Annotated in this window: 10 protein-coding genes and 1 tRNA gene; all 11 read left to right on the top strand. The window is 49.8% G+C overall.

The genetic code is table 11. The features are described 5' to 3' along the window. The first annotated feature begins 231 nt into the window (after window positions 1-231). The 11 genes from HAV38_RS21235 to HAV38_RS21185 all read left to right on the top strand — a co-directional run bounded on the left by HAV38_RS21235 (window position 232) and on the right by HAV38_RS21185 (window position 13,709). Window positions 232-307 (top strand) — tRNA-Trp (locus HAV38_RS21235). A 39-nt stretch (window positions 308-346) separates the two neighbouring features. Continuing rightward, entirely contained in the window at window positions 347-727 is a 381-nt protein-coding gene (gene secE / locus HAV38_RS21230) for a preprotein translocase subunit SecE (RefSeq protein ID WP_168057400.1), read from the top strand. Window positions 728-798: 71 nt separating this feature from the next. Then, window positions 799-1,335, top strand: a complete 537-nt coding sequence (gene nusG / locus HAV38_RS21225; RefSeq protein WP_370446503.1) for a transcription termination/antitermination protein NusG — start codon at window positions 799-801, stop codon at window positions 1,333-1,335. A 249-nt stretch (window positions 1,336-1,584) separates the two neighbouring features. Continuing rightward, window positions 1,585-2,016: a 50S ribosomal protein L11 gene (gene rplK, locus HAV38_RS21220; protein ID WP_168057399.1), complete on the top strand. Its 432-nt coding sequence runs from the start codon at window positions 1,585-1,587 to the stop codon at window positions 2,014-2,016. Then, window positions 2,016-2,711, top strand: coding sequence for a 50S ribosomal protein L1 (gene rplA, locus HAV38_RS21215; RefSeq protein ID WP_168057398.1), 696 nt, complete (start codon window positions 2,016-2,018; stop codon window positions 2,709-2,711). Before rplK ends, rplA begins: the two co-directional genes overlap by 1 nt. Window positions 2,712-3,071: 360 nt before the next feature. Then, window positions 3,072-3,608: a 50S ribosomal protein L10 gene (rplJ, locus tag HAV38_RS21210; RefSeq protein ID WP_168057397.1), complete on the top strand. Its 537-nt coding sequence runs from the start codon at window positions 3,072-3,074 to the stop codon at window positions 3,606-3,608. A gap of 87 nt (window positions 3,609-3,695) precedes the next feature. Continuing rightward, window positions 3,696-4,070, top strand: coding sequence for a 50S ribosomal protein L7/L12 (gene rplL / locus HAV38_RS21205; protein WP_168057396.1), 375 nt, complete (start codon window positions 3,696-3,698; stop codon window positions 4,068-4,070). A gap of 333 nt (window positions 4,071-4,403) precedes the next feature. Continuing rightward, window positions 4,404-8,510, top strand: coding sequence for a DNA-directed RNA polymerase subunit beta (gene rpoB, locus HAV38_RS21200; RefSeq protein ID WP_168057395.1), 4,107 nt, complete (start codon window positions 4,404-4,406; stop codon window positions 8,508-8,510). A 208-nt stretch (window positions 8,511-8,718) separates the two neighbouring features. After that, complete coding sequence (gene rpoC / locus HAV38_RS21195; protein ID WP_168057394.1) at window positions 8,719-12,960, top strand: DNA-directed RNA polymerase subunit beta'; 4,242 nt, start codon at window positions 8,719-8,721, stop codon at window positions 12,958-12,960. 138 nt (window positions 12,961-13,098) lie between these two features. Continuing rightward, window positions 13,099-13,455, top strand: a complete 357-nt coding sequence (locus HAV38_RS21190) for a nucleotidyltransferase family protein (RefSeq protein ID WP_168057393.1) — start codon at window positions 13,099-13,101, stop codon at window positions 13,453-13,455. A gap of 8 nt (window positions 13,456-13,463) precedes the next feature. Further along, window positions 13,464-13,709 carry a HEPN domain-containing protein gene (locus HAV38_RS21185; RefSeq protein WP_245182503.1) on the top strand — a complete coding sequence of 82 codons (246 nt, stop codon included), beginning with the start codon at window positions 13,464-13,466 and terminating at the stop codon, window positions 13,707-13,709. Window positions 13,710-13,989: the final 280 nt, after the last annotated feature.

The following is a 13,989-nucleotide window of genomic DNA, read 5'->3' as shown; positions in this document are numbered from 1 at the left end:
GAAGGTGGGCGTACTGTTGGTGCGGGTGTGGTTGCCAAGATCCTGCCAGATCCACAATAAGTTAGTTAGCGCGCCGCAAGTTTGGATTTTTCCGTCTTGCGGCGTTGATGTCTCAACGGCATGTCGTTATAAAGAAGTAAGCAAACGTTGTTTATCTAAGTTTGTAAAGTAAAGTAAAGTTTTGTAGTGAAGTGAGTTGTTAAGCCAAAAAACTCATCAAGTGTAAGCGTTAGGGGTGTAGCTCAATTGGCAGAGCGCCGGTCTCCAAAACCGGAGGTTGGGGGTTCGATGCCCTCCGCCCCTGCCACCGATTCTGGTGTAGGGTACTGAAAGTATAAATCCAAGTATGTCTAACCACCCTGTGCAAACAGTCAGCCCATCCGGCGACAAGCTCAAAGTAGTACTGGCAGTATTAGCTGTCGTTGCCGGCATAGTCGGCTTTTATTTTTTGTCGGACAAACCAAGCCTGGTACGTGCAAGTGTTCTAGTTGCCGGTTTGATCGTGGCAATTGCATTAGCATGGACCTCTACGCAAGGCCGTGGCTTTTTGACTTTCGCCAAAGAAGCAATCCGCGAAACCAAAAAAGTAGTCTGGCCTACCCGCAAAGAGGCGATGCAAATTACTGCAATCGTATTCGTATTTGTTCTGGTAATGGCAATTTTCCTGTGGGGCACCGATAAGCTCCTTGAGGTTTTGTTGTACGACGTGATTCTGGGTTGGAAATAATAATGAGCGAAAGCACACAAGACGACGCACAAGCAACGCCGGTCGAAGTAACGACGCCGGCGTCTGCGCCTATGGGCAAGAAGCGCTGGTATGTGGTGCACGCTTACTCTGGTATGGAAAAAAGCGTGATGCGTGCGCTCACCGAGCGTGCGGAACGTGCCGGTATGCAAGACCAGTTTGGCCAGATTCTGGTGCCAACTGAAGAAGTCATTGAAGTAAAAAATGGCCAGAAGTCCGTAACTGAACGTCGTTTCTTCCCAGGTTACGTACTGGTTGAGATGGAAATGACGGATGAAACATGGCATCTGGTAAAGAATACCAACAAAGTAACGGGTTTTATCGGTGGCAAGTCAAACAAGCCAACGCCTATTCCGCAGCATGAAGTCGATAAGATCATGCAGCAAATGCAGGATGGCGTCGAAAAGCCACGTCCAAAAGTATTGTACGAAGTCGGCGAGTTAGTCCGTATCAAAGATGGTCCGTTCACAGATTTCAATGGCAACGTCGAAGAAGTGAACTACGAAAAATCGCGCGTACGCGTGACGGTCACCATTTTTGGTCGTGCTACACCAGTCGAGCTGGAATTTGGTCAGGTTGAAAAAGTCTGATTGTGTCCCCATATAGGACGGCTGCAGTCATCGTTAAATGCAAAAATTGCAATAGAGGCATGTAGTTAAGGCTGAAGCATTGAAAAATTTGCAGAATAAGAATTTGCAGGGCGCGCCAAACGAAGCGCGGTAAGTTGTCAAAATTTACGGATTCGTTGTAATTAATAACAAAATTAGTAAGAGAGGAGCCCAACTAAGTCAGGATACTGATCGAAAAGGCGCTAACACTCAATCAACGCAGGAGCCATCATGGCAAAGAAAATTATTGGTTTTATCAAGCTGCAAGTTCCAGCTGGTAAAGCAAACCCATCCCCTCCGATTGGTCCAGCACTGGGTCAGCGCGGCCTTAACATCATGGAATTCTGTAAAGCGTTTAACGCACAGACCCAAGGTGTAGAGCCGGGTCTGCCAATTCCAGTTGTGATCACAGCATTTGCGGATAAGTCCTTCACTTTCATCATGAAGACACCTCCTGCAACTATTTTGATCAAAAAAGCTGCTGGTATCACCAAGGGTTCGGCTAAGCCGCACACCGACAAAGTCGGTTCGATTACTCGTCAACAAGCAGAAGACATCGCTACTCAGAAGAAGCCCGACCTTACTGGTGCTGATCTGGAAGCTGCCGTGCGTACTATCGCCGGTTCCGCTCGTTCAATGGGTATCACGGTAGAGGGTCTGTAATGGCTAAGTTAACTAAACGCGTAAAAGCGATCAAAGCAAAAATTGACAGCACTAAGGCTTATCCATTTGATAGCGCCATCGTATTGATCAAAGAATGCGCAACTGCTAAGTTCAACGAATCGATCGATGTGTCCGTCCAATTGGGCGTTGACGCAAAAAAATCGGATCAAGTTGTACGTGGCTCCGTAGTATTGCCAGCTGGTACAGGTAAAAGCGTGCGTGTTGCTGTTTTTGCTTCTGGTGAAAAAGCTGAACAAGCTAAAGCAGCTGGTGCAGATATCGTTGGTATGGAAGATCTGGCTGAGCAAATCAAAGCCGGTAACATGCCTTTTGATATCGTTATCGCTTCGCCAGATACCATGCGTATCGTTGGTACACTAGGTCAAATCCTGGGACCACGTGGCCTGATGCCTAACCCGAAAGTCGGTACTGTTACGCCTGACGTCGCTACTGCAGTTAAAAATGCAAAAGCTGGTCAAGTACAATACCGTACTGACAAAGGCGGTATCATTCACGCAACTATCGGTCGTAAATCGTTCAGCGATGCTGATCTGAAATCGAACCTGTTGGCGCTGATCGACGCATTAGCTAAAGCTAAGCCAACAACCAGCAAGGGTGTTTACCTGCGTAAGGTTTCGTTGTCGTCAACTATGGGTGCTGGCATCCGTGTTGAGCAAGCAAGCCTGGTTGCTTAATAGCTGAATCAAGTCCTGAGGGTGCCGCGATTGTGCAATTGTACAGCGCTGGCGACTCCGGCAAATCTTTGGGCTGGATTGACATCGTAATAATGATGTCAGTTCAGACAATCAAAGACCGTTGGGCGGCGTGCATGCAAGTTGATGCACAAAGTTAAAAATGTCGGGCGGCAGTCAAAGTCGTCCGGTACCCAGCGCAGATGGTGCACCCGAACAAGTTTTGTAGTCTCAACACTGCTGCGTTATTTATAGCGCGCTGGTACTGAACTCCTAACTTCGGACGCCGTGTTCGAACCGATGTGAGGTGAGTAGCCAATTGCGGCTATGTAGTTACTGAGCATCATTAATGGAGGGTTGATCTTGAGTCTCAATCTGAATGACAAAAAGGCCGTTGTAGCCGAAGTATCTGCGAAAGTGAAAGCTGCGCAGACTATCGTCTTGGCCGAATACCGTGGCATCCAGGTTAGTCACTTGACGCAACTGCGCGCCAATGCGCGTACCCAAGGTGTGTTCCTGCGTGTATTGAAAAATACATTAGCTCGACGTGCCGTTGAAGGTACCGTTTTTGCTGAACTCGCAAATGAAATGACCGGTCCGTTGATCTATTCGATCTCGGTTGATGCCGTTGCTGCTGCTAAAGTCATCGCTGACTTTGCAAAAACCAACGACAAACTGGTCGTCAAAGCGGGTAGCTTCGCTGGCAAATCGCTTGATAAAGCGGCTGTCGTAGCGTTGGCAAGTATCCCTAGTCGTGAAGTTTTGCTGGCCCAGGTTGTGGGCATGATGCAAGCTCCGATTTCCGGATTTGTGCGTGGTTTAGCTGCTTTGGCAGCGAAAAAAGAAGCCGACGCCGGCGTTGTTGTTGGCGAAGTTGCAGTCGAAGAAGTCGCCGCTTAATTTGTAATAGTTTAAGTAGCGCTTCGACGCTTTTTTCAGCGTTAGTACTAATCAGATGTTGTTATCAAATAAATTTAGGAGTTTCACATGGCACTTGACAAAGACGCAATCCTGGACGCAGTTGGCGCCCTGACCGTTATGGAATTGAATGACCTGGTTAAGGCATTCGAAGAGAAGTTTGGCGTTTCGGCTGCAGCTGTTGCTGTTGCTGGCGGCGCTGCTGGCGGTGGCGCTGCTGCTGCTGAAGAGCAAACTGAATTCACAGTTATCCTGACTGAATTCGGCGCGAACAAAGTTGGCGTAATTAAAGCGGTACGTGAAATCACTGGTCTTGGCTTGAAAGAAGCTAAAGACCTGGTTGATGGCGCACCGAAGGCAGTTAAAGAAGCGGTCTCTAAAGCAGATGCTGAAGCGGCACAGAAGAAATTGGTTGAAGCAGGCGCGAAAGCGGAAATCAAGTAATTCTGATTTCACAGTGCGTCTCCGCCAAGGAGATGCAGGAGTCAAAGTGCAGAATCCCCGGAATTGGGGGTTCGGCTTTGGCTCCTTTGTCGTTTTCAATTTTATTGTTGTTATAAGCTTACTCGTTCGATCAGATCGAGTCACCAGGTTCAGTATTAACCGGGTTAAAGCGTTCTTTGCAGCCAAGCTCGAAGGGCTGAGACTTGAGGTTTCGTAGCAGTTGGGTTTTATGGCTAATCTAAGCGGCTGACAGTTATTGTGAGTTGCCCGATCCAGCTATCAAACTTATCGAATCCTGAATTCTCTATCCTTTCAGTCACTCACGGAGTGTCCATGCATTACTCATTTACTGAGAAAAAACGCATTCGCAAATCTTTTGCGAAACGTGCGAATGTTCATCAAGTTCCGTTCCTGCTGGCGACCCAGCTCGAGTCGTATCTGGGCTTTTTGCAACAAGACAAAGTACCGTCCCAACGCAAAAATGAAGGCTTGCAATCTGCCTTTTCGTCCATCTTTCCTATCGTTTCGCACAATGGTTTTGCGCGTCTCGAATTCCTGTCATACGTCCTCGGTGATCCACCGTTCGACGTCAAGGAATGCCAACAACGTGGATTGACGTTCGCGTCGCCTCTGCGTGCCAAGGTGCGTCTGGTTATTCTTGATAAAGAATCGCCAACCAAGCCAGTTGTTAAAGAAATGAAAGAGCAAGAAGTCTACATGGGCGAATTGCCTTTGATGACAACTACCGGCTCGTTCGTCATTAACGGTACTGAGCGCGTTATCGTGTCGCAGTTGCATCGCTCGCCTGGTGTGTTCTTTGAACATGACCGCGGCAAGACGCACTCTTCCGGTAAATTGCTATTTTCCGCTCGTATTATTCCTTACCGCGGTTCATGGCTTGACTTCGAATTCGATCCTAAAGACATCCTGTTTTTCCGTGTTGACCGTCGTCGTAAGATGCCTGTCACGATTCTGCTTAAAGCCATCGGTATGTCGGTCGAGCAGATTCTGGCTAACTTCTTCGTCTTCGATAATTTCGCTTTGCGTACTGAAGGCGCAGAGATGGAATTTGTCGCTGAGCGCTTGCGCGGCGAAGTTGCGCGTTTTGATATCCTGGACAAAGCTGGTAATCCATTGGTCGCAAAAGACAAGCGGATCAATTCCAAGCATGTGCGCGACATCGAAGCTGCTGGTATCAAGAGTATTAACGTTCCTGAAGACTATCTGTTGGGCCGTGTATTGGCACGCAACATCGTTGATGAAGACACTGGTGAAGTCGTTGCTAACGCAAACGACGAGTTGACTGAAGAGTTGTTGGCAAAATTGCGTGAAGCGGATATTGCTACTATCCAGACTTTGTACACCAATGATCTGGATCAGGGCGGATACATTTCGCAAACGCTGCGCAGTGACGATACTAACGATCAGATGGCTGCTAAAGTCGCTATCTATCGCATGATGCGTCCTGGCGAACCGCCAACTGAAGATTCAGTTGAAGCGCTGTTCAACGGCCTGTTTTACAACGAAGATCGTTACGATCTGTCGGCTGTTGGTCGTATGAAGTTCAATCGTCGTATCGGTCGCGATGAGCTGACTGGCGCGATGACGCTCTCGAACGAAGATGTATTAGCTGTCATAAAAATCTTGGTTGAGCTACGCAATGGTCGCGGCGAAGTCGATGACATTGATCACTTGGGTAATCGTCGGGTGCGTTGCGTCGGTGAATTAGCAGAAAATCAATTCCGTGCCGGTCTGGTGCGGGTTGAGCGTGCGGTCAAGGAACGTCTGGGCCAGGCTGAAGCTGACAATTTGATGCCGCATGATCTGATCAACTCCAAGCCGATTTCGGCCGCAATCCGTGAGTTCTTCGGATCGTCGCAATTGTCACAGTTTATGGATCAAACCAATCCATTGTCAGAAATCACCCACAAGCGCCGTATTTCGGCACTTGGACCCGGTGGTCTGACGCGTGAACGTGCTGGTTTTGAAGTGCGTGACGTACATCCAACTCACTATGGTCGTGTGTGCCCGATTGAAACACCGGAAGGTCCGAACATTGGACTGATTAACTCATTGGCGCTGTATGCGCGGCTGAATGAGTACGGTTTCCTTGAAACACCATACCGCAAGGTTGTTGATAGCAAGATCACTGAGCAGGTCGATTTCTTGTCCGCGATTGAAGAAGGTCGTTACATCATCGCTCAGGCGAATGCGACTATCGACAAATCGGGCAAGTTATCGGACGAACTGGTTTCGGCGCGTGAAGCGGGTGAAACAATTCTGGTATCGCCAGAACGCGTTCAATACATGGACGTGGCAACTGGTCAGGTGGTTTCGGTAGCGGCGTCATTGATTCCGTTCCTTGAACACGATGATGCAAACCGTGCGTTGATGGGTGCCAACATGCAGCGTCAGGCAGTTCCTTGCCTGCGCCCGGAAACAGCATTGGTCGGTACCGGTATTGAGCGCACTGTGGCGATTGACTCTGGCACTACAGTGCAAGCGTTGCGCGGCGGTATCGTTGATTACGTCGATGCTGGTCGTGTAGTGATTCGTGTCAACGACGAAGAAGCGTTGGCTGGTGAAGTCGGTGTTGATATTTACAACCTGATCAAATACACCCGCTCGAATCAAAATACCAACATCAACCAGCGTCCTATCGTTGAAGTGGGTGATCGCGTCGCCAAGCTTGATGTGATCGCTGACGGTGCATCGACTGACCTGGGTGAATTGGCGCTGGGTCAAAACATGCTCGTGGCGTTTATGCCATGGAATGGTTACAACTTTGAAGACTCGATTTTGATCTCCGAAAAAGTGGTTGCCGATGACCGTTACACGTCGATTCACATTGAAGAGTTGTCGGTTGTTGCACGTGACACCAAGCTGGGCGCTGAAGAAATTACCCGCGACATCTCGAACCTGGCTGAAAATCAGTTGGCGCGTCTGGATGAAGCAGGGATTGTGTACATCGGTGCAGAAGTTGAAGCTGGTGATACATTGGTTGGTAAAGTTACACCTAAAGGTGAAACACAACTGACACCAGAAGAAAAACTGCTGCGTGCGATTTTTGGTGAAAAAGCATCAGACGTTAAAGATACATCGCTGCGCGTGCCTTCGGGTATGGTCGGTACGGTGATTGACGTGCAAGTGTTTACGCGTGAAGGTATTGTCCGTGACAAACGTGCACAGCAGATTATCGATGACGAACTGAAGCGCTATCGTCTCGACCTGAACGATCAGTTGCGGATTGTTGAAGGCGATGCCTTCGAACGTCTGGAACGTATGTTGATCGGCAAGGTCGTCAACGGTGGTCCGAAGAAGTTGGCCAAAGGCGCCAAGTTGACCAAGGAATACCTGGCCGACCTGGATAAATACCATTGGTTCGATATTCGTCCTTCGGATGATCCTACTGCTATTTCGCTCGAAGCCATCAAGGAATCGATCGCAGAGAAGCGTCATCAGTTTGATCTGGCGTTTGAAGAAAAGCGTAAGAAGCTGACCCAGGGCGATGAGTTGCAGCCCGGCGTACAAAAAATGGTCAAGGTTTACCTGGCTGTTAAGCGTCGTCTGCAACCTGGCGACAAAATGGCGGGTCGTCACGGTAACAAGGGTGTGGTCTCCCGCATTCTGCCGATCGAAGACATGCCGCACATGGCAGATGGTACGCCAGCTGACATCGTATTGAATCCGCTGGGCGTTCCGTCACGGATGAACATCGGTCAGGTATTGGAAGTCCATCTGGGTTGGGCCGCTAAGGGTCTTGGTCTGCGTATCGGCGAAATGCTGAAGGCGCAAACCGCGATTGCCGAGCTGCGTCAGTTCCTCAACACGATTTATAACGAATCGGGCAAAGTTGAAGATCTGGACAGCATGAGCGACGACGAGATCCTGCGTCTGGCTGCCAACCTGAAAAAAGGTGTGACCTTTGCAACGCCAGTATTTGACGGTGCAAACGAAGGCGAAATCAACCGTATGCTGAATCTGGCGTATCCGGATGCAATTGCCAAGCAGTTGGGCATGACGCCATCGAAGAATCAGGTCACGATGTATGACGGTCGTACCGGTGAAGCGTTTGAGCGTAGTGTCACTGTCGGCTACATGCATTACCTGAAACTGCACCATCTGGTCGATGACAAGATGCATGCACGTTCTACCGGTCCTTACTCGCTGGTAACTCAGCAGCCGTTGGGTGGTAAAGCGCAGTTCGGTGGTCAGCGCTTCGGTGAGATGGAAGTGTGGGCATTGGAAGCGTACGGCGCATCGTATGTACTGCAAGAAATGCTGACAGTTAAATCAGATGACGTTAACGGTCGTACCAAGGTCTATGAAAATCTGGTCAAGGGCGACCATGTTATCGAAGCCGGTATGCCGGAATCTTTCAACGTGTTGTTGAAAGAAATCCGTTCGCTGGGTATCGATATGGATCTGGATCGCGACTAAGCGGTTTCGGTTTTGATCCACGCTTTTGAGTCAAGCCGGGACAGGTTCATGCGGCACCGAAAGGTGCCAAATGACACTGTCCCACAACTGATTCAGCCAGCAGCTAAAAGGTCGGTGAAAATTGTCCCCTCATTTGTGAAAAATGAGAGAAACAATCCACTGCACTAACAAAAGAATTTAGTTTTTTCACGCCAACCTGGAGTGATACATGAAAGCACTGCTCGATTTATTCAAGCAAGTTCAGCAAAATGAACAATTCGACGCGATCAAAATTGGACTCGCGTCGCCAGATAAAATCCGTTCGTGGTCTTACGGCGAAGTCAAAAAGCCAGAAACCATCAACTATCGTACCTTCAAGCCAGAGCGCGACGGTCTGTTTTGCGCCAAGATTTTTGGCCCAATCAAAGACTACGAATGCCTCTGCGGTAAGTACAAGCGTCTGAAGCATCGCGGTGTCATCTGCGAAAAGTGTGGCGTTGAAGTCACGCTGGCAAAAGTGCGTCGTGAGCGTATGGGCCACATTGAGCTGGCATCGCCAACCGCACATATCTGGTTCCTGAAATCGCTGCCGTCACGTCTGGGTATGGTCCTCGACATGACGTTGCGGGATATCGAACGCGTACTGTACTTTGAAGCCTACGTCATCACCGATCCGGGCATGACGCCGCTGAAGCGTTGCCAGATCATGTCTGAAGATGACTTTGCTGCCAAGTACGAAGAATACGGCGACGATTTCACCGCATTCATGGGCGCCGAAGGTATCCGTGAATTGTTGCGCGCGATTGATATCGATCGTGAAGCCGAGACTTTGCGTCAGGACCTGAAAGATTCAAAGTCCGAAGCCAAAATCAAAAAATACTCCAAGCGTCTTAAAGTGCTGGAAGCGTTCCAGCGTTCGGGTATCAAGCCGGACTGGATGATCATGGAAGTATTGCCAGTGTTGCCGCCGGAATTGCGTCCGCTGGTACCGCTGGATGGTGGTCGTTTCGCTACTTCTGATTTGAACGATCTGTATCGCCGCGTCATTAACCGTAATAATCGTCTGAAGCGCCTGATGGAATTGCGCGCACCAGAAATCATTACGCGCAATGAAAAGCGGATGTTGCAGGAAGCCGTCGATTCGTTGCTGGATAACGGTCGTCGCGGTAAAGCCATGACTGGTGCTAACAAGCGTCCGTTGAAGTCATTGGCTGAGATGATTAAGGGTAAGGGCGGTCGTTTCCGTCAGAACTTGTTGGGTAAGCGCGTCGATTACTCTGGTCGTTCGGTCATCGTGGTTGGTCCACAACTGAAATTGCATCAGTGCGGTTTGCCGAAATTAATGGCGTTGGAATTGTTCAAGCCATTCATTTTCAACAAGCTCGAAGTAATGGGTATCGCCAGCACCATCAAGGCAGCCAAGAAGGAAGTTGAAAATCAGACTTCTGTAGTGTGGGACATTCTGGAAGAAGTGATCCGTGAACATCCGGTCATGCTGAACCGTGCGCCAACACTGCATCGTTTGGGTATCCAGGCTTTTGAGCCGGTCCTGATCGAAGGTAAAGCGATTCAGTTGCATCCGTTGGTCTGCGCGGCGTTTAACGCCGACTTTGACGGTGACCAAATGGCGGTCCACGTTCCTTTGTCAATCGAAGCCCAGATGGAAGCGCGTACGCTGATGCTGGCGTCGAACAACATTCTGTTCCCATCGAACGGCGAACCGTCGATCGTACCTTCGCAAGATATCGTGCTGGGTCTGTACTACGCAACGCGTGAACAGATCAACGGCAAGAACGAAGGCATGATGTTCCCAGACGTGTCTGAGGCAATTCGTGCGTATGACAACAAGGAAGTCGAACTGACAACCCGTGTCACCGTGCGTATTACCGAGTACCCGAAGGATCTGGTAACGGGCGAGTTCGTCAAGACCATCAAGCGTTATGAAACGACTGTCGGCCGTGCGATCCTGTCAGAAATTCTGCCTAAAGGTCTGCCGTTCACCGTACTTAACCGTGCGCTGAAGAAGAAAGAAATTTCAAAGCTGATCAACACATCATTCCGCAAGTGCGGTCTGCGTGCGACGGTGGTTTTCGCCGATCAGTTGATGCAGTCTGGTTTCCGTCTGGCGACGCGTGCCGGTATCTCGATTTGCGTCGATGATATGTTGGTACCGCCGCAAAAGGTGACACTGATCGCTGCAGCCGAGCAAGAAGTCAAACAGATCGAACAGCAATATTCGTCCGGTTTGGTAACTGCCGGCGAGCGCTATAACAAAGTTGTCGATATCTGGGGCAAAGCCGGTGATGACGTCGGCAAGGCCATGATGGAACAGCTGAAGGTTGAAGACGTGGTTCGCCGCGACGGCACCGAAGGCACACAAGAATCGTTCAACGCCATTTACATGATGGCCGACTCCGGTGCGCGTGGTTCTGCAGCACAGATTCGTCAGCTGGCCGGTATGCGTGGTCTGATGGCGAAACCGGATGGTTCGATTATTGAAACGCCGATTACCGCGAACTTCCGCGAAGGTCTGAACGTTTTGCAGTACTTTATTTCGACCCACGGTGCACGTAAAGGTCTGGCCGATACGGCATTGAAGACAGCGAACTCAGGTTACCTTACACGTCGTCTGGTTGACGTTACCCAAGATTTGGTTGTGATCGAAGATGATTGCGGCACATCGAACGGTGCTGTCATGAAGGCAATGGTTGAAGGTGGTGAAGTCATCGAAGCGTTGCGCGACCGTATCCTTGGTCGGGTTGCTGCGACTGACATCGTTAATCCTGAAACTCAGGCGACGTTGTACGAGTCCGGTACTTTGCTGGATGAAGATTCAGTCGAAGAAATCGAACGTCTGGGTATCGATGAAGTCAAGGTTCGCACACCACTGACATGTGACACACGCTATGGCCTGTGCGCACAATGTTATGGTCGTGATCTGGGTCGCGGTTCGTTGGTCAATGCCGGTGAAGCAGTCGGTGTTATCGCGGCGCAGTCAATTGGTGAGCCAGGTACACAGCTGACCATGCGTACGTTCCACATTGGTGGTGCGGCATCCCGTGCAGCAGTGGCGTCAAGTGTTGAAGCCAAGTCGAACGGTATCGTGCGCTTTACGGCAACCATGCGTTACGTCACTAACGGTAAAAACGAGCTGATCGTTATTTCCCGTTCGGGCGAAGTGCTGATTACCGACGACCATGGTCGTGAGCGTGAGCGTCATAAAGTACCGTACGGTGCAACCATGATCGTCAACGATGGTATGACGATCAAGGCTGGCGCAACATTGGCAACATGGGATCCTCTGACACGTCCGATCATTACCGAGTACACCGGTACTGTGAAGTTTGAGAATGTTGAAGAAGGTTCGACCGTTGCACGTCAGATCGATGAAGTAACCGGTCTGTCAACATTGGTTGTTATCGATGCTAAACGTCGCGGTTCTGTAACCAAAACCGTTCGTCCGCAAGTTAAATTGTTGAACGAACAAGAACAAGAAGTGAAGATCTCCGGCACTGAACACGCTGTGACGATTGGTTTCCAGGTTGGTGCGCTGATTACCGTGAAAGACGGTCAGCAAGTACACGTTGGTGAAGTACTGGCACGTATCCCGACTGAATCGCAAAAAACACGTGACATCACCGGTGGTCTGCCGCGTGTTGCCGAGCTGTTTGAAGCCCGTTCGCCGAAGGATGCCGGTATGTTGGCTGAGGTTACCGGTACCGTTGCATTCGGTAAGGAAACCAAGGGTAAACAACGTCTGGAAATCACAGACATGGACGGCAATAAGCATGAGTTCTTGATTACCAAGGACAAACAAGTGCTGGTCCATGACGGTCAAGTAGTGAATAAGGGTGAAATGATTGTTGACGGCCCGGCCGATCCACAAGACATTCTGCGCCTGTTGGGTATCGAAGCGTTGGCACGTTATATCGTTGACGAAGTACAGGACGTGTACCGTCTGCAGGGTGTGAAGATCAATGACAAGCACATTGAAGTGATCGTCCGTCAGATGTTGCGTCGCGTTCAGATCGTTGATGCTGGCGATGCTAATTACATCACTGGTGAACAGGTTGAGCGTTCAGAGTTGCTAGATGAAAACGACCGCGTTGTTGCGGCTGGCAAGATCCCTGCAACCTACGAAAACGTATTGCTGGGTATCACAAAGGCATCGTTGTCGACTGACTCGTTCATTTCCGCTGCATCGTTCCAGGAGACTACACGTGTTCTGACCGAAGCTGCGATTATGGGCAAACGCGATGGTCTGCGCGGTCTGAAAGAAAACGTTATCGTTGGACGTCTGATTCCGGCTGGTACGGGTCTGGCATTCCACCGTGCACGCAAAGAAAAAGAAACGTGGGAAGCGGAAGAGCGCACGGCGTTGCTGCAGTCTGAGCAACAAGCGCGCAATCTTCAGGCTGAAGCAGAAGTACACGCGGCAGAAACACTGGGTACGACTGACGGCGAAGCATAATGCTTTGATGTTGTTCTTGTAGGAAACGGCACCGGAGAAATTTTTCCGGTGCCGTTTTTGTTTGTGCGATCATGTTTGGCGCGATAGAATTGCGATGTTCAGATACTTGATTAGTGCAATATTGTAGGGAAAACGCACATGCAGACATTGGAAAATCATCCGCTTGATGTGGCGACAGCTGCGACAGTCAAAGCCTTTATGGAAAAAGTCACTGCCGTGTTTCCTATACAGGGTGCCATATTGTTTGGAAGCCGGGCAAGAGGCAGTTTCCTGTCAGACAGTGATGCAGATATTGCGGTTTTACTTTCAGGGGCACACGGCCAGTTCGTAGCGACGAAAATGGCGCTTTCTGACATGGCATTTGATGTCATGCTCGATACCGGTATTCGTGTTGAGGCAATTCCTGTATGGGAGGATGAATGGGCAAGTCCCGACACCTACAGAAATCCGTTTTTGCTAAAAAATATTGCGCGCGATGGCATCATCATCGAGTGAACGCCACGGTGCCAAAAGATTTGATATGTAAAGCTGGTCGTGCCCTTGAGTCAGCACAATTATTGCGCAATGCTGGCGATATCGACGGCGCATGCAACCGTGCTTACTATGCAATATTTGATGCTGCCAAAGCCGCTTTACTTCAAATATTGCCTGGCAGCGATCCGATGGTTGGTAAAACCCCTATTGGATTGATCGCTGCATTTGGGCTGCATCTGGTTAAAACCGGCCTTGTCCCCGCCGAATTCGGGTGAACGTTTAATCGCGCACATGACATTCGGAAAATGGCTGAATACACCGGTGACCTGACTGATAGTGAACAGGCTGATTTACTGATTGAGCAAGCAAGAGAGTTCGTTGAGTGGATGGATTAGCGGATAATTTCCAGCTCTCCCCCGAGCCGCCATCCGAGGTAGCGTACGTCAGGCAATCGTCAGTATAGATAGCCGCTACAGGCGGTCGGATCAATCTTTCACCTGTACCAGTGACTTGCCGTTATCCTTTACCTCCCTGCAATCTCCCTTGAAGGTCGAA

The organism is Glaciimonas immobilis, assembly GCF_011947285.1.
Taxonomy (GTDB): Bacteria; Pseudomonadota; Gammaproteobacteria; order Burkholderiales; family Burkholderiaceae_D; genus Glaciimonas; species Glaciimonas immobilis.
This window is presented reverse-complemented; position numbering and strand designations above follow the sequence as displayed.

Bases quoted from the DNA above. Each gene is read 5' to 3' on its own strand.
- HAV38_RS21190 (WP_168057393.1), top strand. From the start codon at position 13,099: ATGCAGACATTGGAAAATCATCCGCTTGATGTGGCGACAGCTGCGACA.
- rpoB (WP_168057395.1), top strand. From the start codon at position 4,404: ATGCATTACTCATTTACTGAGAAAAAACGCATTCGCAAATCTTTTGCG.
- rplL (WP_168057396.1), top strand. From the start codon at position 3,696: ATGGCACTTGACAAAGACGCAATCCTGGACGCAGTTGGCGCCCTGACC.
- nusG (WP_370446503.1), top strand. From the start codon at position 799: ATGGGCAAGAAGCGCTGGTATGTGGTGCACGCTTACTCTGGTATGGAA.
- rplA (WP_168057398.1), top strand. From the start codon at position 2,016: ATGGCTAAGTTAACTAAACGCGTAAAAGCGATCAAAGCAAAAATTGAC.
- secE (WP_168057400.1), top strand. From the start codon at position 347: ATGTCTAACCACCCTGTGCAAACAGTCAGCCCATCCGGCGACAAGCTC.
- rplK (WP_168057399.1), top strand. From the start codon at position 1,585: ATGGCAAAGAAAATTATTGGTTTTATCAAGCTGCAAGTTCCAGCTGGT.
- rpoC (WP_168057394.1), top strand. From the start codon at position 8,719: ATGAAAGCACTGCTCGATTTATTCAAGCAAGTTCAGCAAAATGAACAA.